The sequence below is a fragment of the Chloracidobacterium validum genome (genome assembly GCF_018304825.1).
GTDB lineage: Bacteria > Acidobacteriota > Blastocatellia > Chloracidobacteriales > Chloracidobacteriaceae > Chloracidobacterium > Chloracidobacterium validum.
The window spans coordinates 933,445-953,106 of sequence record NZ_CP072648.1 but is presented as its reverse complement, the minus strand read 5'-3'; the positions used below and the strand labels follow the sequence as shown (position 1 = coordinate 953,106).

The 19,662-nt window shown below is 57.4% G+C and carries 10 protein-coding genes; 5 read left to right on the top strand and 5 right to left on the bottom strand.

Features of this window, described 5'->3' with window-relative positions:
• Positions 1–121 precede the first annotated feature (121 nt).
• The 3 genes from J8C06_RS04030 to J8C06_RS04020 form a co-directional block, all read right to left on the bottom strand.
• Entirely contained in the window at positions 122–2,641 is a 2,520-nt protein-coding gene (locus tag J8C06_RS04030; protein WP_211429503.1) for a VIT domain-containing protein, read from the bottom strand.
• The gene (locus tag J8C06_RS04025) at positions 2,634–3,155 is read right to left on the bottom strand and encodes a helix-turn-helix domain-containing protein (RefSeq protein WP_211429502.1); all 522 of its coding nucleotides are present in this window, start codon (positions 3,153–3,155) and stop codon (positions 2,634–2,636) included. Before J8C06_RS04025 ends, J8C06_RS04030 begins: the two co-directional genes overlap by 8 nt.
• A 327-nt stretch (positions 3,156–3,482) precedes the next feature.
• Positions 3,483–7,652 carry a protein kinase domain-containing protein gene (locus tag J8C06_RS04020; protein ID WP_211429501.1) on the bottom strand — a complete coding sequence of 1,390 codons (4,170 nt, stop codon included), beginning with the start codon at positions 7,650–7,652 and terminating at the stop codon, positions 3,483–3,485.
• Positions 7,653–7,888: 236 nt separating this feature from the next.
• Here J8C06_RS04020 and queD point away from each other — a divergent pair, with 236 nt between their 5' ends.
• From queD to J8C06_RS03995, 5 genes are read left to right on the top strand one after another with little or no spacing between them, the layout of a single operon-like run.
• Positions 7,889–8,263, top strand: coding sequence for a 6-carboxytetrahydropterin synthase QueD (gene queD / locus J8C06_RS04015; protein WP_211429500.1), 375 nt, complete (start codon positions 7,889–7,891; stop codon positions 8,261–8,263).
• Entirely contained in the window at positions 8,260–9,498 is a 1,239-nt protein-coding gene (locus J8C06_RS04010; protein ID WP_211429499.1) for an MFS transporter, read from the top strand. Before queD ends, J8C06_RS04010 begins: the two co-directional genes overlap by 4 nt.
• Before the next feature lie 41 nt (positions 9,499–9,539).
• Positions 9,540–13,337 carry a PD-(D/E)XK nuclease family protein gene (locus J8C06_RS04005; protein ID WP_211429498.1) on the top strand — a complete coding sequence of 1,266 codons (3,798 nt, stop codon included), beginning with the start codon at positions 9,540–9,542 and terminating at the stop codon, positions 13,335–13,337.
• The gene (locus J8C06_RS04000) at positions 13,297–13,788 is read left to right on the top strand and encodes a hypothetical protein (RefSeq protein ID WP_211429497.1); all 492 of its coding nucleotides are present in this window, start codon (positions 13,297–13,299) and stop codon (positions 13,786–13,788) included. The genes J8C06_RS04005 and J8C06_RS04000 overlap by 41 nt, the downstream gene beginning before the upstream one ends.
• A gap of 44 nt (positions 13,789–13,832) precedes the next feature.
• Positions 13,833–16,367 carry a glycogen/starch/alpha-glucan phosphorylase gene (locus tag J8C06_RS03995; protein WP_211429496.1) on the top strand — a complete coding sequence of 845 codons (2,535 nt, stop codon included), beginning with the start codon at positions 13,833–13,835 and terminating at the stop codon, positions 16,365–16,367.
• A gap of 7 nt (positions 16,368–16,374) precedes the next feature.
• On the opposite strand, the gene J8C06_RS03990 is transcribed toward J8C06_RS03995, so the two are convergent.
• On the bottom strand, positions 16,375–18,498 hold the full coding sequence (locus J8C06_RS03990; RefSeq protein ID WP_211429495.1) for an AAA family ATPase: 2,124 nt from the start codon (positions 18,496–18,498) through the stop codon (positions 16,375–16,377).
• Between the two features lie 203 nt (positions 18,499–18,701).
• The gene (locus tag J8C06_RS03985; protein ID WP_211429494.1) at positions 18,702–19,631 is read right to left on the bottom strand and encodes a PLP-dependent cysteine synthase family protein; all 930 of its coding nucleotides are present in this window, start codon (positions 19,629–19,631) and stop codon (positions 18,702–18,704) included.
• Between the last annotated feature and the right edge of the window lie 31 nt (positions 19,632–19,662).

The window sequence follows — 19,662 nt, the reverse complement described above, 5'->3', positions numbered from 1 at the left end:
GACGCATCCAGCCACTGGGACTGACAAGCGCTTCCTGCCCGTATGAAGGTAGCCTGAGCCTGTGCGGGGGGTGGCAGCGCGGAGCCATCCGCACGGCCACCCCGGTGTGAACCACTCAACTCTAGATGCTTCCCGACCAGAAATCCCCATCCTCTTGACTTGAGGAGGTTCGCATCGGCGGTGCCGGCTTCACGTAAGGGGCTATTTCCTTCAAGCACGCTTCCATCAATGGCTTGAAGGTTTTGGCACAGAACCCTTGCGCACAGGCTTCCGCTGCCGAGAGCTGCCTTTTCCCCCCAAACCTCAAGTCGCTGTCCACCCAAAGAAGCTGGTCCAACTCGTTTAGCAAGCGCTGCGTCTCAGGGAAATGAACCTTGAAGTCCGAAAAATGGCCCGAAAGATACACCTCCGCGTAAATGCAGGCCTCGGCGAGATCATCAAGTTCCGTCGAGGCTAACTTGGCCCAAAGGGTCTCGATGTCCTTCTCGGGCAGTGATGGGTCGGCAAGTTGAACGAATTTCGTGAGTTCCTTGGCAAAATCAGCCAAGACGGTCGTGAGGTCATCCGGCAGTGATGCTGTCGCATCAGGCGCACCTTGAGTGAGATTCCGAGCGGAGTCCTCAGTCGCAGAAGCTACAACCTCTGCTGTGAAATGTAGCATAGCACAAGCTAATGGGGCAGCAGGTGGTGGGGCAGCAGGTGGTGGGGCAGCAGAGTCTCTTGGGGAAGATACTTCGAATGGTGGAAAGGGGCAAAATCCTGCACCTAAGGTGAAATTAGTCTCTGTTTCCCAACGAGCTGGGGTCTCGACCGGCTGAACATAAGTGAGGCGTTTTCCGCCCTGATTGACGATTTCCTTCTTGTCCACGACCAGGAATGCCGTGAAACGGGAGAGCACCGAGTGGCTGATGGACAAATCAATGATGGTTTGCTTGAGATGGCTCGCGCGCTCGAGGCGGAACTGATCGTCGAGATCGGCAATCCGGTGCCTGGCCCACAGGTGCGCTAGCGCTGGCACATCGGTCTTGACCGGCTTGAGTGACTTTTGCCAAGCCTTCCCGTTGGGCAAAACACCGGTCACACGCAGTTCTCTCACGTCACTCGTCTCTAAGAAAACCGTCACCGGGCGTCCCGGGAAGAGATCGGGGAGGGACATCGGCGCCAGCGTTGAAATAGATGCGCCAGATGCCGCTTCGACGACTGCCAAGTTTCTGAGTACCGGAGTACCCATTTCCTCGGCGATCTGGCGCAGCGCCCGGTCGAGGCTCTCGTCAGGTGTCACCATCGTGGCCGTGCCCCTGCCGAGTTTGGCCAACCGGTTTAGAAATGCATCGTTCACGGCGGTATCAATCCCAACGGTGAAGAGCCGTCCATGCCCCAAGCGCTCTTGCACGAGCTTGAGGGCAGATGACTCATCACCGACCTGCCCATCTGTCAGCAAGATGATCACCGGCAATCGGTTGGCTTCGGTGCATTGGCGCTGTATCCCGTCCAAGGCAGCCGTAAGTGCCTTGGTGACTTCGGTGCCCCCACGCGATTCGATGGTACGCAGCCATTGTTCGCCACGGGTGAGGTTAGGCCCATCCGCGGAACGCAGTTGACCCTGGTCAAACCACTCCATTCGGTCATCAAAGGCAAGGATCGCAAAGCGGTCTTGTGGGGTTAGACTTCTGAGCAACAAGGTGACGGCTCGTACTGCGCTGAGCATCTTCACCGCGCCCATCGAGCCAGACCGGTCGAGAACCAGCGTGACATCACGCGCCACGACTTCCCGGCCAGGCAATACCGGTGGGGTCAGTGTGAGCATGGTGAACACTTTGCGGGCTTTGGCCGGAAAGGCTCGCGCGCGCAACTGGATGTCGTCACCGGCGGATTTCCAACGCAAGACGAAGTCTCGGTTGAGTCGTTCGGTCTGCTGCGCCAACGAAATCCGCGCCTTGCCCTTGGTCAGCGTGAGGCTGATCGCATGCTGGACACAACTGAGGTCGGCGAGGTCCTCGCCATCGAACTCAACCGTTATCTTCAATCCGACATTCGGATCAAAGCCCGGCGCCAATCGCGGCGGCGTAATCCGCGAGGCGTCCGGGACGCGGTCCGTGTCTGACTCAACCCCGGTGCCGACACTGTCACGGTCAAGTGGTTGTCCGGCAATGTAACGTGGCGCGACGACTGTCGGCAGCCGCAACTCGGTCATGCCATCCGCCCAAAACGGTAGTGACTCGACGTAAACCAACCGCACCTCGGCAGTTTCTCTGGGGGGCAGGTTACCCACCTGGATGGTGAACACGTCATCCCGCTCTGACTCTAGCAAGGCGGCCCGATAACCTTGCTGGACCGCCTCGGCGTACTGCTGCCGCGCCTCTTTGCGCTCGGCAAGCGCACCGGTCAGCGTACGCCCGGCAAACGTTACTTCAAACTGTGTTATGGCAGCGCCACCCGCGAGTGGAAAGATGTAAACCGCCTCAAGTGGCTGGTCAAAGTCATTGGCAAAGGTTTGCCTGACCTCAACCTCAGCAATCCGCTCAACCACGCGCGCGGAAATACAAACGCGCTCCAATGGCAGCGCCACGCGCTTACTGGACTGCTCGACGGCGAGTGTTCCGAGTTGTCGGTTGGTCTTTTGGTCTGCAGCGTCATTCATTTGCGGGTTCATGCATTCTTCCTCCAGGGGAGCCGGGGTGGGCCGTACGCAACGTAGCCAGTGCCGCGCGAAACAGTGCTTCGAGTGCGGCAGTGGCCTCGACTGGCGGAGACCAGTCGGTTGCCGCCAGCAGCTTGAGACCAGGCAGGAGGGTGACTTCCCGCCAGACGGTGGTTGGGAGTGACTGCCCTTCAGAACGAACTGACTCCGATACCCTATCGATCAGGGCGTGCAGTTCTTCATCGGTCCGCCCGACCAACCACTGTTGAATCTTTGCCAGTGACCAGCCTTGACGCTGCAATGCCTTGATGGCCAGCAATCGCTGCACATGCACGGCAGCGTAGCACGACTTGCGGCCGAGGACTGACGGACGCGGCAGCAACCCAAGCGTTTGGTAGTAACGCACGGTCCGCTCATCCGGCGCATCCGTAACCCGCCCGTCGGGCTGGGGTGTCGCCAGTCCGCGCCGGGCAAGTTCGTGTGCTGTCGCTTGACATAACTCTTCAATGGTCATGAGCTTAATCTGACAGTAGTATAGCAAATTACTGTAATACTGTCAAGTACAGCTCTGAACCCTGTGCGTCGTGAGTGCGTTTGCGTGGACTCATCTTGCGCCAGAATTGGCCTAGCTGCTCGGTTACCTGTCGTTGATGGGTGAACATTCGGGGTTGCAGACGCCACTCAGGTTCCGCCCCAAACCCGCCTTCTACGCGGTTGCCTACCCCAACCTTGGTCTGAGCAAGGCCGCGTTAGCTCCGGGCCGGCGCTGGAACTTTTCAAGGCCGTCTGAACAAGAGCCGTTGCCCGCTGATGACAACGGTCGCCGCGGCGCGTGTGACACTCAGCCGCCGTGCACTTCCTGCCACTCCGCCTCAAACAGTTGGATGACGCGCGCAAAGTGCTCGGGTCTGACTTCTGCGCTGAGATTGGCGCGGAGGTTTTCGACAATGGTGCGGGCTTTTTCAAGGTCGGACCGCGCCGCCTCCATCTGCCGCAGCAGGCGGTGGCACCGTGCCGACATCACGGCGATGCGCCACTGCCAGGGCCAAGCGGTGACATCCGGCAGCACCGTGGATGCCTGGTGGACGAGTTCCAGCGCCTCGACCGGATGGCGGTCCAGGCAGTGCCAGTCGGCCAGCGCCAGCAGGGCGTCACACTCGGCGGCGCGGTCGCTGATGGCCGACAACAATTTCAGCGCCGACTGGAAACAGACCACCGCCGCCCCTAACTCATCCCGCTGGCGATAGGCCCGGCCGACGACGAGCGTCGCCAGTCCCTCGAGCTGACGACTGCCGATCTGAAGGGCAATATCGAGCGCCTTCTGGCCTTTTTCCAACGCCTGGGGCGCTTCGCCCAGTCCGATCAGGGATTCGGCCAAGTTGATGAGTTCGATGCACTCACTGCGTGGACGGTTCAGGTCGGAGGTCAACTGACGCGCGCGCTCAAAGTGTTCCAAGGCGGTTTCATAAACGCCCTGGGCACGCAGCGCCGAACCTAGAATACTTGTCGCAATTGAGACACCGAGCGGGTCGCCCAGGCGTTCGGCGACGGTGACGGCTTCCCTGGCCAGGGATGTCGCCGTGGCAAACTGCCCCTGCCGCGCGCGAACGAACGCGCCTTCCCGCAGGGCCAGCGCCTCGACGTTGCGGTCGCGTATGGCGCGGGCCAGGGTCAGGGCTTTATCCAGCGCTTCGGCCGCGCGCGCAAATTGCCCAAGCCGGTCATAGAGTGTGCCGATGACGGCCGTGGTCCGCGCTTCGGCGCGCTTGTCGCCCTTGCGCCGCAGGACTTCAAGGGACTGATGGCAGTACAGGAGCGCCGAGGAGTACTCACTGCGGGATTCGCACAGCTCGCCCAAGGCGGCCAGCGTTTTGCCCCGCAGGTGCTCATCCTGAGAGGGACGGGCCAATGTTTGGGCAAGCTGAAGCTTCTTTTCCGCCTCATCCAGCCGGCCGATATGCACGAGAAGTTGCCCGTAGTGGAGATTGAAGTCGGCAATGAGCCGCAGTTGCTCCACGGGGACATTGTCGAACGACGCTTGTTTTTCATCAAAAATGACATCCACCAGGATGTTCAGTCGCCGCTCAGCTTCTTCGGCCCAGCCGTAGAACTTGAGGGCTTCGTCAATGGCCCAGGTTCGCCAGGCCTGGGTGCCGGCGGCCGAGGCGTAACGCAACGTCGGCAGGTGTTCCGCTGCGTGGTGGAAGTGAAAAGCCAGCTCTCCGGCCAGTCGCCCGCCGTGGCCGGTCGCCGTTGCGGCCCGCTCCAGCGCATAGCCGACGGCAGCGTGCGTCGTGCGACGCCGACGGCGATTGAGACGGTTGTACAGCACCTTTTGCACCGTTCCATGGCGAAAACGGTAACTGTCCTCTTCGGCTTCGGTGATCTCGGTGATCACGCCCTGGGCTAGTCCTTCCTCAACCGCGGCCAAAACTTCCCGTTCCGGGCGTTCCGTAATGGTCAGTAACAAATCGAAGGTGAAGTCCATGCCGATCACGGCCGCCTGGGAGAGCAGTTCAAGGGCGCTGGGCGAAAGCCGGGAAAAGGTGGCTTCGACGACTTCGACCACCGAAGGCGGCAGTGAAACATCCGTCAGCGGGGGGAACGACCAACCGTCTGGCTGACGCACAATGTGTTGCGTCTGGGTCAGGTGACGCAGGGTTTCAGCCAAGAAGAAAGGGTTGCCACGGGTTTCGTGATGCAGGCGCGCAACGGTGCCGGCAGCCACCTTGACACCGGGAAAGATGGTCTGAATGAGCGCGGTCGTATGCTCCAGCGACAACGGCTCAAGCGTCAGCGACTCAAACCCGACCGACTGGTTGACGGCCCGCATCCAATTGCGCAACGGATGCTGCTCGGTCAGGAGTTCCGTCCGTGCGGTGAGAACGAGCATCAGACGTTGTTCGGACAGGGCACGGGCCAAATAGGCGAGAAGGTCCAAACTCAGTTCATCGGCAAAGTGGGCATCATCCACGAACAACACCGTGACTTGCTGACCGGCCAGCGTGGCATAGAGCGCCGCGAGATAGTCAAAGGCCAGATAACGCTCATGCAGATTGTCAGACTGCACGGAGTCGCAGAAGTGCAAGAAGCCATCTTCCGTTGCAAACTCCAAAGCCACCCGCTCGGCCAGTGGACCGAAAAGCTGCGCGGCATCCGCTGGCTCGGGGACTTCAAGCAGCAACTGAATGCTGGCGCGCAGGCTGTCATAAAAGGACTTGTAAGGTGTTCCCTGTCCGGCCTCATAGAATGGCATGGTCAGAAACGTGACCTCCCGCCCGGCCAATCGCCGCCGAAACTCGTGCAGAAGGCGCGTTTTACCGATTCCGGTCGGGCCGAGCACGAGCACCGGCTGACCACGCCCGGCCACGGTTCGGTCAAACATTTCGCTTAGCCAGTGCAGTTCTTGTTCCCGTCCGACAAACGCATTGAAGTTTGGGTGATGCTGAAGCGCGTTGTCATCGAGGCCCCGGCGATAGACGCGCCCCGGCGACTGCGCCTTGGCCGCGGACAGGGCGCGGCCGCCTATATCGAGCAGTTCAACCCCAGTTGCGGCATCGTCCGGCGAGACGACCACGGCCACCGTCACCTGCAAGGCGATGCCATCGGGAACTTCCGCCCGCAAAAACCGCTGCTCAGACAATCGTTGCACCATTTGGTCAGCAAAGACGATGGCATCTGAGGCTGTGCTGCCCGGCAAGAGGATGGCAAACTCATCGCCGCCGAATCGGGCGACAATGCCCAGGTCACCGACATGCTCCCGCAGCCAGTGGGCCAGGTCACGCAGGAGATTGTCGCCGGCAGCATAGCCCAGTCGGTCATTGTGGTCCTTCATGCCGTCCACTCCGACCAGGAGCAATGCCGCCGCGCGGCGCGCCGCGACCAGGCTCTCGACTTCTTGCTTGAGAAAGGTCAGGTTGCGGATGCCGGTTAGGCTGTCGTACCGCAACGTACCCGAACGGCGCGTCAGGCCACCGCGCGCCAGCGACGGCTCTCCGGCTCCGCCACGGGTGGTGAGTGACAACGGACCGGTCATCTCGCGGGTTGGCGGCGCCGCAAAGCCGCCAAGTGAACCGGTCGGACGCTGGCTTGACAGGGACGGACGAATGTTTGACAGCGACAGACTCAAATCCTGGCCCAGTTCGGCCGCGGTTTGTGGTCGGCGCGACGGGTCTTTTTCCAAGGCCCGCAACACGACGTGCTCCAGCGCCCAGCTTAGCTCCGGGTGGAGGTCACGCGGACGGCGGGGAGCCTCGGTGGCTTGCTGGATGATGACGGCGGATACGGTACGGGCGTTGAAGGGCACCGTTCCGGTCAGCAATTCATAGAGAATGATGCCCAGGCTGTAGATATCTGACCGCGGGTCGAGCGGCTCGCTGCGGCACTGCTCCGGTGACATATAGTGTGGTGTGCCCACCATCAAGCCATACTCCGTCAGCTTCGTCACCGCGGAGGTAGCCGCCTGGTCGTGGAGTTCGGCCACGCCGAAGTCCACGACCTTGACGACTTCCGACCCATCCCGCATCCGCGCCAGCATGATGTTTTCCGGCTTGAGGTCGCGGTGCAGGATGCCCTCCTGATGCGCGGCGTGAATGGCGTTGCAAACGCTGACCATGATCGAAACCGCGCGCTCTGGGGAAAGACGTCCCATCCGCTTGAGTTCGTCACGCAGCGACTCACCCGTGATGTATTCCATCACCATGTAGGCGCGACCGTCCGGCAGCGTGCCAAAATCATAAATCGAAACGACATTTGGGTGCTTGATCCGCGCGGCGGCCCGCACTTCCCGCTGAAAACGGGCAACGGCCAGTGGAACGGCCGTGGATTCTGGCGTCAGGACTTTGATGGCGGCAATATCGCCAATTTGCAGCCGGACGGCGGCATACACAGTGGCCATGCCACCGACGCCAAGCACCCGCTCGACACGGTACTTCCCATCCACCGTCATCCCAAGGAGTGGATCAGACTGGATGTCAGCAGCTTCAGTTGACGGCGACTCGCGTTCAGTCATGTGTGCGGGCGAAGAGCGTGACCACCTACATCCTAGACGTAGCTCATCACAGTGAAAAAACGAGTCGAGAGGTTAGCTAGAAAGGAACCAGCGTGTGGGCTAAACGGTATGTGTCAAGTCAGATCAAGTCAAGCAACGCCCGTTGACGACCAGGACTTGACACAAGCCGGGCGTTGACCTTATGCCGATTGTGCGTACTATCACATTGAGTTTCTTATCCAGGCAGGTTCGTGACGATGCGCGTTGAGCTGGCGAAAACTTTCACCTTTGAAGCGGCCCACCACCTGCCTCATGTGCCGCCCGGCCACAAGTGCCGACGCCTGCATGGGCATAGCTATCGAGTGGAGGTCGTCGTGCGTGGGGAGGTTGATCCCGAACTCGGCTGGCTCATGGACTTTGACCAGATCAAGCAAGCGTTTGAACCGCTGCGTCTCCAGCTCGACCACTACTACCTCAACGAAATTCCCGGACTTGAAAACCCGACCAGCGAAATCCTCGCCCGCTGGATTTGGGAACGGCTTGCGCCGGTATTACCTTGTCTGTATCGCGTGAGCGTTGCCGAAACCTGTACTTCGGCCTGTCACTACTACGGCGAGGGAACACCCCCATGAGCAAGGTCGTGAACATGGACAATCGGCTACGGCGCGCGCCGTGGCTCATTTTTGTCGTCACCTTGGTTGATCAGATTGGGTGGGGCATGGTCATCCCCATTTTGCCGACCTACGCCCGGACGTTCGGCGGTTCGGCAATTGTCGTCGGGTGGTTGCTGGCGTCGTATTCGGTGGCCCAACTCCTGTTTGCGCCGGCCCTTGGGCGGCTGTCCGACCGCACCGGACGCAAGCCGTTACTGCTCGCCTGCATGGGCGGCTCGGCCGTCGCGGCGGCGGCCACCGGCGCGGCCTCCCTGCTGACGGATGGGGCGCTTGCGCTTGGTGTGTTGTTCCTGGCCCGCGCACTCGATGGCATCACCGGGGGCAACACCGCGCTGGCGATGAGCTACGCCAGCGATGTGACACCGCCTGAACGCCGGGCCCAGGGACTCGGCCTGATCGGCGCGGCCATTGGTCTGGGCTACACGATCGGCCCGGCACTGGGGGGATTGATTGCCCACTACAGCAATGCGGCCACGCCATTTTACGTCGCCGCCGGACTGGCCCTCGTGAACGCGCTGGTGATGTGGTGGGTGCTTCCCGAAAGCCTCTCGCCGGAACAGCGCCAGGGAGCGAGGCTCAATCACCACACGGGTAACCTGACTTCGTTGTGGGCGTGGCTGCGCCACCCACAACTTGGGCCGTTGCTACTCATCAACTTTTTGTTCATCGTGGCCGCCTCTTGCTACCAGATGATGCTCCCGCTTTACACCAATCTCCGCTTCGGATTGGAGGAACGCGACAACAGCTACCTCTTTGCCTTCCTGGGTCTGACGATGACCATCGTGCAGGGTGGCTTCATTCGCCCGCTGGTGCATCGCTTCGGTGAGCGGACGATTTTTGCCATCGGTATTGGCTTGCTCACCATGACGCTCGGACTGGCTCCCGCCGCAAGTACGGTTACGGGACTGGTCTGGTTGTGCGCCGGGATGGGGATTGGCACGGCGCTGGCCAACCCAACGCTCCTGGCGCTGCTGACCAATCGGGCCGCCGATGATGAACGTGGTGAAGTGCTCGGCGTTGCCGCATCGGTTGCCAGCCTTGGGCGCATCGTCGCCCCGGCCTGGTGCGGCTATGCCATGAAGCATGTGGCTGTCGTTTCTCCATTCGTTACCGGAGCTTCCGTCGCGGCGCTGGCCGCGGCCGTGTTTCTGGCATTCTTGACTGTACAACGGACGGCATCTGCGCAGTCCTAACCGAAACCGGCAGTGGCCGGCGCACGCTCAGAGGGGAAACCATGTCAGGCAAGCAGGCGGTAGCCGTGAAGCGTGAAATCTGGCGTGGACCCATACTTGGGCAGCAACGCGACCGCTTGCTGGACGAAGTCAAGCGGCTGATTGGTGAGGGAAAAGCCAGGCAGGTCATCTATCTGACCGCTTCGCGCCCGATGCTGGACGCGATTTCCCGTCGCTTGCTGGACGGGAAATCTGTGCAAGGCAGCTTTGATGGGCTTCCGGTCTATCTCTTCAACGGGTTTATCCACCAACTACTGCGGACGGCCCGCGTCCAAGACGCCGGCGCGTGGCAACCAGCACTGCTCCGGCGTGACATCGGCCAGGAAGACTATCCGGCCCGCCGTCCACTGATTGCCCAAGTGATGCGCCAGCTTGCGCAGCAGGGGGCATTACCGGCCTTTGGTCCACTGGCGACGGCCAGTGGCTGCATCGCTTCCGTGACGAAACTCATTGGCGAAATCACGCGGGCCGGCAAGACCGCGGCGGAATTTGCCCGGATTGTCGAACAACGCATTGCCCGCTACCAGGAGAGCTTGCCGGCGCCCGATCCAACCGGGGCGCAAGCGCCGCACCCGGCCGAGCAGGTGTATGGCTACGAGCAAGATGTGGCGCGCATCGCCCAGTGCTATGCCGCCGCGCTCGAAGCGGGCGGTCTGACCGATAGTGATGTGAATTACTTGCGCGCCATAGCTGCCCTGGACGGCGAACTGGATGGACACACCTGCCAGACGCCAATGGTGCAGGGCGTGACTTGGCTGATCGTGGATGGGTTTTTCGACTTCACCCCGGTTCAGGGTGAAATCCTGCGGCGACTGATCGGGCGCATCCCACAGGTCACGTTCAACTTTGATGATGACCTCGACAACCCACAGGTTTTCGCGCCGGTTCGGGAAACCATCGAAAAGGTACGCACCATGGGCGAGGGCTTCACGGACGTCATCTTCCACGACCGCGCCGGCGACCAGCCGATAGCTTGTTTTCCCGTGGCGGACGGACTCGATACCCTGCGTCGGGGGCTTTTCAACCCAACCATTGATTCAGCATTGACTTCACTTGACCCAGGCCCCGCGCCGGCTCCCGTCTTTTTGGCCGAAGCGCCTGATCTGGAACGCGAGCTTCGGCACATTGCCAAAACAATCAAACGATACATTCGCGTTGCCAGGCTGGCACCTTCCGACATCGCCATTGTGGTGCGCGACAAAGAAACCTACGGGCCGCACCTGCGGCGCATCCTCGCCGACGAGGGTATTGCCTACACGCTCGATGAGCGCCTGCCGATCACTGACATTCCGGCTGTGCGCGCCTGGCTCAAACTCTTGGCCGCGGCGCTGGACCGGCCGGACAACACCCCACCAGACACCATCCCACACGTGCCGGTGAGTCGGCTGCTTGACGTGATCAAAAGCGATTACTTCGCGCTGCCCGGCAGCCATCTGCCACCGGATGATATTGAAAACGTCGTTGCTTTTGTCGGAGACCAACTGCACTTGGACACTTGGCTTGCCCGCGCCGCGCGCTTGGCGGCGTACCTGCGAACAACGGAAGGCAAGGGAGAAACCAAGGATAACCAACTGGCAGTTCCAGGCGAGACGGCATTAGATGAAAGCGTTTCATTAGATGAAAGCGTTTCGGATGATGTTCAGGAAGCGGACGCCGACGACGTGGACGCAGAGGAGCACGGGACAACCGTCCGGCCAGATACCGTGACCAGTTCTGATGTGGACAAAGTCAGCGCGCTCCTCACGCAGTTAGGAGAGATGATCGCGGCAATCCCAACGCAGGGCGAGGCCCCAGCCTTGGTCAATGCCCTTGAACACACGCTCGCCGCGCTTGACTTCGAGTCACAGCTCACGGCCAACATTCGGGCGGCGGCTGGAAAACCGCAGCAACTCCTTCAAGCCACGCTGGACTTACGGGGACTTCAGGCCGTGCGCCGCGCCATTGCGGCGACGCTCGACGCTCAGAGTGTAGCGGCGCGCGGCATTGCGGCCGTGCTTGGCGCGTCAGCGCCAAATCCTTCCCTTCAACCACAGATGAAGTTGACCGCGTTGCAATCCGACATCCTGCGCGCGCTGGATGGACTGACGCTGCGGGTTGAACCAGAAACCTTCGGCGCCGTGCGGATTCTGGAAGCCACAACCGTCCGTGGGTTGCACTTCGCGGTCATCTTCCTTCCCGGCCTGGTCGAAGGGGGCTTTCCCATTCGCCTGCCAGGCGACTGGATTTACCCGGCCGCGGAGCGCGAGCGGCTCAAGGAAGATGGACTGACGCTCGAAGATATCTCACCGGCCACGCTTGCCAAGGAAGAACACTATTTTTATCAGGCTGCCTGTCGCGCGACGCGGGCACTTCATCTCTCCTACGCCACCGTCGGGGCGGAAGACGAAGAACTGACCCTGTCCTCATTCGTGTCTGAAGTGATGCGCCTCTTGCCCGCAATCCGACCTGGGGGCGCGTGCCGCGTGGTTGTTCCCAAGGGCTACGATGGCTCACCACTTCTAGAAGCAACCACGCCCCACGAGTTGATACGCCTCGCTGAAGCCGTCGCTGCTCGCCGCCAACGCGGCGTCGCCGAGCCGGCCCTCCTGACACTTGAAAACACCCCTTATCAACTGTTGCCATCCGAGCAGCTCGACACGGTTCAAGCGTACCTCCAAGAAAAGTCGTGGCGTAGCCCAACGCTCGCTCAACGGCTCGCCGCTGAGGCAGCCCGGCAGGGTTTCCACTGGACGCCCTTCGATGGCTGGCTTGAAGCACAAGACATACGCGATAGCCTGACGCTCCGTTTTGGCCCCGAATATGTCTTCAGCGCCACGGCGCTCAATGAATATGCCGCTTGCCCATTTCGTTTTTTTGCGCATCGGGTGCTGAACCTGCGTCCACGAGTTGCGGCGGCGCTCGACCTTCAGGCACAGGACCGTGGGCGACTCATGCACGATATTCTTAGGGACTTTTACCGGGTCTCTTTTGCCAACAATGCCTCGCTTGAGGAGAAGCTACATCGCCTTGAACTGATTGCCAAAGAAACCTGCGCGCACTATGAGCGTCAGCTTCCGCCACTCAATGCTCGACTCTGGGAGATTGAGAAGCGCGTCCTCATTGGACAACTCAAGCAGTTTGTGGCCGAGGAACTATCCAATTCCCCACAAGCAATCGAACACATAACGGAAATTGCTTTCGGAATGCGGCCGCCTGAAGCTGACCTACATTCAGACAAAAATCCACTTGTGCTAAGCAACGAACAAGGCCAGGAACTTCGCTTACGCGGGCAAATTGATCGAATTGATGTCTTGCAAATAGAAAATGAATCACACAGCAAAAGAGTTTTTATAGCTTATGATTACAAGCTATCTAGTGGATTTTCACCAAGGCAAATGCTCGAAGGAAGGGATGTCCAGGTCGCTATCTACCTCAAAGCACTAAAGTCTCTTTTTTTACCCCGTGAAACTATCATTGGAGGAGGGTATTATTCGATCACAAAAACGCCTAGATGCAACAATGGTTTTTATAAATCTAATTACAAAAATCTACTGCCAAATATTTCAGAAAAATCCTTATTAGAAGAATCGGAGTGGGATTCGCAAATTGAAACAATAATTAGTCATACATTCAAATATCAATTTAGAATAAGAAACGGAAATTTTCAAATCACGCCGTTTCGTGGATTAGAAGAATGTAGATTCTGCAATTTTAAGTCAGTGTGTCGTTACGAAAACTATCGGGTCCGTCAAAAAACCAACTTTGGTGAGGAAAACAAAAATGTCAAAAGTCATGTTCTTGAAAGTATTCAAATTCGTTAGACTTCCTCTAATTGTAATTTTTATAGTTGCGCTTGGAAGATTTGTTATTGGTATATCGGGTGTGCCATACACGCCGCGCGGAAATTCTATGTTTTCAATTGTTGTTACAATGATTTTAAGTTCTTTTTACTTTGGAGCTTTATCAAGTTCATTCGGCAACTTTCGATGGATCGAGACTGCACTAGTTGGATTTATCATTGCTGAGTTTGCCGAAATCTTAATCTGGATTTTCACACTCATAAGCTTGATGGGTAATCTGCATAATTCATACTTCCTTCACTGGGATTCACTCAATCTTCCAGAAGGTAGCATAGCTGATTACAGAGCTATGATTCCACGCACAGTCGCGCTGTTCACAGCCCCTATTCTCTGCATTATTGTGGCTTGTGTCAGCCGCGCGCTTTTTGGCTCACTAGCACCTGCTATGGTTAGGGTGACGGATACCAAGTAAAAAGTATTTCTCGTCTTGGTCGCTTAGGGAAAAGGAGAAATAGTATGTCACAATTAGCAAAGCAGTTTACTGATTCGTCCACTGAGCTCTCGGCCTATGAAAGCTATCATGGACTTACAGCACAAGCTATCCAGCGCAGCTTTCTTGACCACCTTGAATTCACGTTGGCCAAAGATCGCTTTAGCATGACTGAACTCGATCAATATCTAGCTTTAGCTCATGCTATTCGTGACAGGATGATTGAACGTTGGCTGCGAACTCAGGATGCCTATTACCGGGCTGATGCCAAGCGAGTGTACTATCTTTCAATGGAATTCCTCATGGGCCGAACTCTAGGCAATGCCATTATTAACCTTAACCTTAGAGACGAATGTCAAAAGGCGCTGGCTGAACTCGGCTATGCGCTTGAGGCAATTCAGGAGATTGAGCCAGATGCAGGGCTTGGCAACGGTGGGCTTGGACGGCTGGCAGCTTGCTTCCTTGACTCAATGGCAACGTTAGCACTGCCTGGGTACGGCTATGGAATTCGCTATGAGTATGGTATTTTCAATCAACAGATTAAGAATGGTGAGCAAATTGAGCAGCCGGATAACTGGCTTCGTTATGGAAACCCATGGGAGATCGTACGCCCAGAGGTAATCTATCCTGTCCACTATTATGGGGAAGTTGTTGAGTATCCAAACGGGAAAGGGAAAATTTTTCACAAGTGGGTCAAAACAGAAAAGATTTTAGCCCTAGCTTATGATACTCCCATCCCAGGTTATGGCGTACAAAATGTCAACACTCTCCGCCTCTGGTCATCAAAAGCATCACGAGAATTTGATTTTCATCATTTCAATGAAGGCGACTATATCAGCGCAGTACGCATGAAAACTGAATCTGAGACAATTTCAAAGGTTCTCTATCCAAACGATAGTCGTCACTCTGGCAAGGAACTGAGATTAAAGCAGGAATACTTCTTTGTGTCAGCAACACTACAAGATATTTTTCGGCGTTATAAAAAAACAAGAAATACTTTTGATGAATTTTCCGACAAAGTTTCCATTCAACTTAATGACACCCATCCGGCGATTGCTATTGCTGAACTCATGCGAATTTTTGTCGATATTGAAGAACTACCTTGGGATAAGGCTTGGGAACTGACAAGAGCAACTGTCGCTTATACAAATCATACCGTTTTGCCAGAAGCTTTAGAGAAGTGGACAGTCGAACTTTTAGGAAAAGTGCTGCCACGTCATTTGGAAATTATTTATGAGATCAATCATAAATTTCTCCGTGAAGTTAGAATGAAATATCCAAACAATGAGTCATTGGTCGAAAGAGTCTCTATCATCGAGGAACCAGTTCCAGGTATCCGACCTAAATCTGTCAGAATGGCGAACTTAGCGATTGTTGGTTCGCACCGCGTTAATGGGGTCGCCGCACTCCACACGGAAATCATCAAACGCGAGCTGTTTAGAGATTTTGCTACCATGTTCCCTGGAAAATTTGAGAATAAAACCAATGGTATTACGCAACGACGCTGGTTGGCATCGTGTAACCCTGACCTGGCTTCCCTGATTACCAAGGCTATTGGGGACAAATGGATGACCGACCTCTATCAATTAGAGAAACTCCTGCCGCTTGCCGAAGACGCTGGCTTCCGTCAAGAGTGGCAAAAAATTAAGCAGGCCGGTAAGAATCTCATCATCAATATTATTGAAAAAGGATGGAAAGGCAAAATTAAAATAGACCAGTCGTCCATTTTTGATTGTCAGGTCAAGCGAATTCATGAGTACAAGCGCCAGCTCCTTAATGTGCTACATGCTATTACCCTTTACAACCGGATTCGACACCAACCTCAGCTTGACGTTGTGCCAAGAACTATTATTTTTTCAGGAAAAGCTGCCCCAGGGTACAGACAAGCAAAGCTAATTATCCAGTTAATCAATGCGGTAGCTGATGTCATCAATAATGATGTATCTACTAGAGATCGGTTGCGCGTAATTTTTCTTCCGAACTACCGTGTTTCCCTTGCCGAAAAAATTATGCCAGGCGCTGAACTTTCCGAGCAAATTTCTACGGCTGGTATGGAAGCAAGCGGCACAGGGAATATGAAATTTGCTCTCAATGGCGCACTGACTATTGGAACACTCGACGGGGCAAATATTGAGATTGCTGAAGAAGTTGGAAGCGAAAATATATTTATCTTTGGATTAACAGTTGAAGAAATAGCTGCCCTCAAGCCACATTATTCATCTTGGGATTATTTTCACAACGATCCAGAGCTGAATGAAGTACTGAACATGATCGGAGGTGGATACTTTAGCCCACTGAATAAAGAGCTGTTTCACCCCATTCTGTTTTCACTGCTTGAAGGTGGGGACCAGTACATGGTGCTGGCCGACTACCGTTCATATATTGAATGTCAGGAGCAAGTTTCGCAGGCGTACCTTGACCAGGATCAATGGACGCGAAAGTCTATCCTCAACGCCGCGAAAATGGGGAAATTCTCTAGTGACCGAACCATACAGGAATATGCCAAGTCAATCTGGAACGTCTCACCGGTCACGGTTAATATGGCAACCTGTGAAGTTTAGTCGAGCCTTATCTAGCCGCGAATGCCTCGGCGTCGAGATGTGGTTCGGTCACTGGTGATACGGGTGAGGGTGCCGTGCAGGCGCTGGTGTGGAGCAAAGCGCGATGAAAATCGGCTTCGGTGACAAAGCACTGGCGTGATGATAACGGTGTATCCAAGTACCGAAGAAACGCCGCGCGCGCGGCGGCATGGCAAAGCTCCTCGATATCCGCGCCACACATCCCGGCTGTCTTCGCTGCCAATGCATCCAGGCACAGGTTCGCATCGAATTGCATGTGGCGCGTGAAGAGCTTAAGCAGCGCGTAGCGCTGTGCCTGGTTTGGCAGGGGAACGTGGATTTTTTCTGACAGGCGACCAGCACGTAACATTGCCGGGTCAATGAGATCGAGACGATTTGTCGCGGCTAAAACAAATAGCCGCTCATTGGCGCGAAGCCCGTCCATTTCGGCCAGGAACTGATTGACCACGCGATTGACGTGTGGCGCGGCTTCTCCGGCAGCGGTGGAGCGCGCACCGAACAAGGCATCGGCCTCATCGAAAAAAATAATGCTGGGGCGGTTGGCGCGCGCGCGCTGAAACAGTTCAGTGACGCGGCGCTCCGATTCGCCTGCCCACTTGGCGTAGATGTCGCTTGGCGTGATGGCGTAGAAGCTACACCGGGCTTCGTAGGCAAGGACGCGCGCCAACGTCGTTTTGCCGGTGCCCGGCGGTCCGTAAAGGATCGCTCCGCGGGGTGGCATCAGCCCAAAGGCGCGACCGGCATCGGGGTCTTCTAGCAGGTGCTGGATAAGCCGGAACGCGGCCCGTACATCTTCATCCAAGACGATGTCCTGCCAAGAGCGTTTCACGCCCACGAAACGCTCGCTGGCTTCAAACTGCGACAGGGCCTCGGCAAGGTGCTGGTCAGCAATCAACTGATTGGCATCAAAGGCGTTGAGTGCGGCTGTGTTGACAAGGCGCGTCAAATCGGCTGCCGTGTATCCGGTTGTGCGCGTGGCCCAGTGGTCAACATTGATCTCACCAATTGGGCGGGCTTGCAATAAACTTTCAAGCATCGCCCGCCGTTCGGCCGTTCCCGGTGGGTGAAGGGTGACCCGCCAATCAAACCGCCCCGGACGCACAATGGCAGCGTCCAGCGCGTCCGGCTGGGAGGTTGCCGCCATGAGCACCACCCTTGGCTGTCGCCGAATTTGCTCAATATGCTGAATGAAGGCTTCCAGGAAGCGGCGGTGCTCGATATTGGATTCGGTGTCGCGCAACGTCGCGGCTAACCCATCAAAATCGTCAAAAAACAGCAGGCAGGGCGCGCGTTGAGCCGCTTGCTCAAACACTTGCCGAAGGCGCTCGATGCCTTCCCCGGCCCATTTTGAGGTCACTTCGCTGAGGGTGATCCGCAGCAGTGGCAGCTTGAACTCTCCGGCCGTGGCCTCGGCAAGAAACGTCTTGCCCGTTCCCGGTGCGCCAATCAGCAAGATGCCGTTCAAGCGGATTCGGTATCGGGCGGCGCGCTCGGTATCGAGAACAATCCGCACAGCCTGGGCAATGGCTTGCTTGGCCTCGGCACACCCACCAACCGCCGCAAAGGTGGGGCGGTCTGACGGGATGGGCGCCGCCACCGGTTCAGCAGCGTCACCAAGCTGGTCAAGCGCCGCCCGGTACGTTTCGTTGCGCGGCTCCCGCCGCGCCGCTTCAGCCAAGTGGCGCCGCGCCGCGCCCCGGTCACCGAGCCGCTGGTAGGTCACGCCCAAGTTATATTGAATCAGCCCGGGTGATTCGGGATACACCCGCATGAAGGTCTCGGCTTGAGCGGCCCGGTGATAGGCCGCCAGGGCAGATGACCAATCCTCAAGGCGGAAAAGTACATCGCCAAGCTCGTTATGGTAGGTTGCCCGACGTGGCTCAAGCTGGATGGCCGTTTGATATGCGGCGCGAGCGGCATCCAGCTCCCCAGACAGCAACAGCGCATAGGCTAGGTTGGCGTGAATGATCCCACGCTCGCGTGGGTAGGCCCGCGCGTGCGGATCAGCCGCAATTGCTTCCTGATAGGCAGCAATGGCAGCGGCATAATCACCACGCTGTAAATGTTCATTGCCGCGTACGTTCGCGGCGCGCGCTTCCGCAGTGTCCATCATCTATGCGTGTCAACCGGGCAAGATGAGACCACAGATGACCGGTCGGCGCGGGGGAAAAGCCAAGCCCACGTGATCCCACTTCCACTATCGCATGGGAACCGCTCCCATGCGACAAAACTCTCTTCAGGCAGCGGACCCCGCGCGCGACAGTCAGCACGGCGCACAGTCATCGAAACCCATCCGGGATACGGAAACGGCAGTTACTATGGGATGGGGTCGAAGATTCCCTTGCTCATGTAACGCTCGGCGCCGTCCGGGAAGATGGTGACAACATTCTTCCCTTCCCCAAGACGGATGGCCAGTTGGATGGCGGCAAAGGCATTGGCCCCGGCTGAGCCGCCACACAACACGCCCTCATCACACGCCAAGCGGCGCACCATGGCAAAGGCGTCGCGGTCTGTGACCGCCACAATTTCGTCACACAACTCGCGGTGAAAGTTTTCTGGAATGAAGCTGGTGCCAATGCCTTCAACCTTGTGCGGGCCGGGCTGGCCGCCACCCAGAACTGAGCCTTCTGTCTCAACGGCGACACAAACGGCTTGTGGATTGCGCTCTCGAATGTAGCGGGCCACGCCGGAAAACGTCCCGGCCGTGCCACAACCAATCGCCAAGCCATCCACCTTGCCGCCAAGCTGTTCGTAGATTTCCGCGCCGGTCGTCACGTAGTGGATGTGGGGATTTGCCGGGTTGCTAAACTGCTGCGGAACAAATGAATCAGGGATGGTTTCCGCTAGTTCCAAAGCCTTGCGAATCGCGCCTGGGATAGCCTCTTCAGTGGGCGTGTAAACCAACGTACCGCCCAGCGCTTCAGCAACCTGCATCTTCTCACGGCTGTAGCCTTCGGGAACACACAAGATGACTCGATAGCCGCGTGTCCGTCCAATGAGCGCCAGCCCAACGCCGGTGTTGCCGGCGGTGGGTTCAATGATGGTCGCGCCAGGTTTGAGCAGCCCGCGCCGCTCGGCGTCGGTAATGAGGCCGAGCGCGGCCCGGTCTTTGATGCTTCCGCCGGGGTTGAGGTATTCGAGCTTGGCATACACATTTGCCGCGCCCGGCGGGACGACAGTGCGCAAGTGAAGCAGCGGGGTTTTGCCAATAAGCTCAGTGATGTCTTCGGTAATACCAAGTGCCATAGAACGTAGCTCAAGCGTGATGATGCGAACG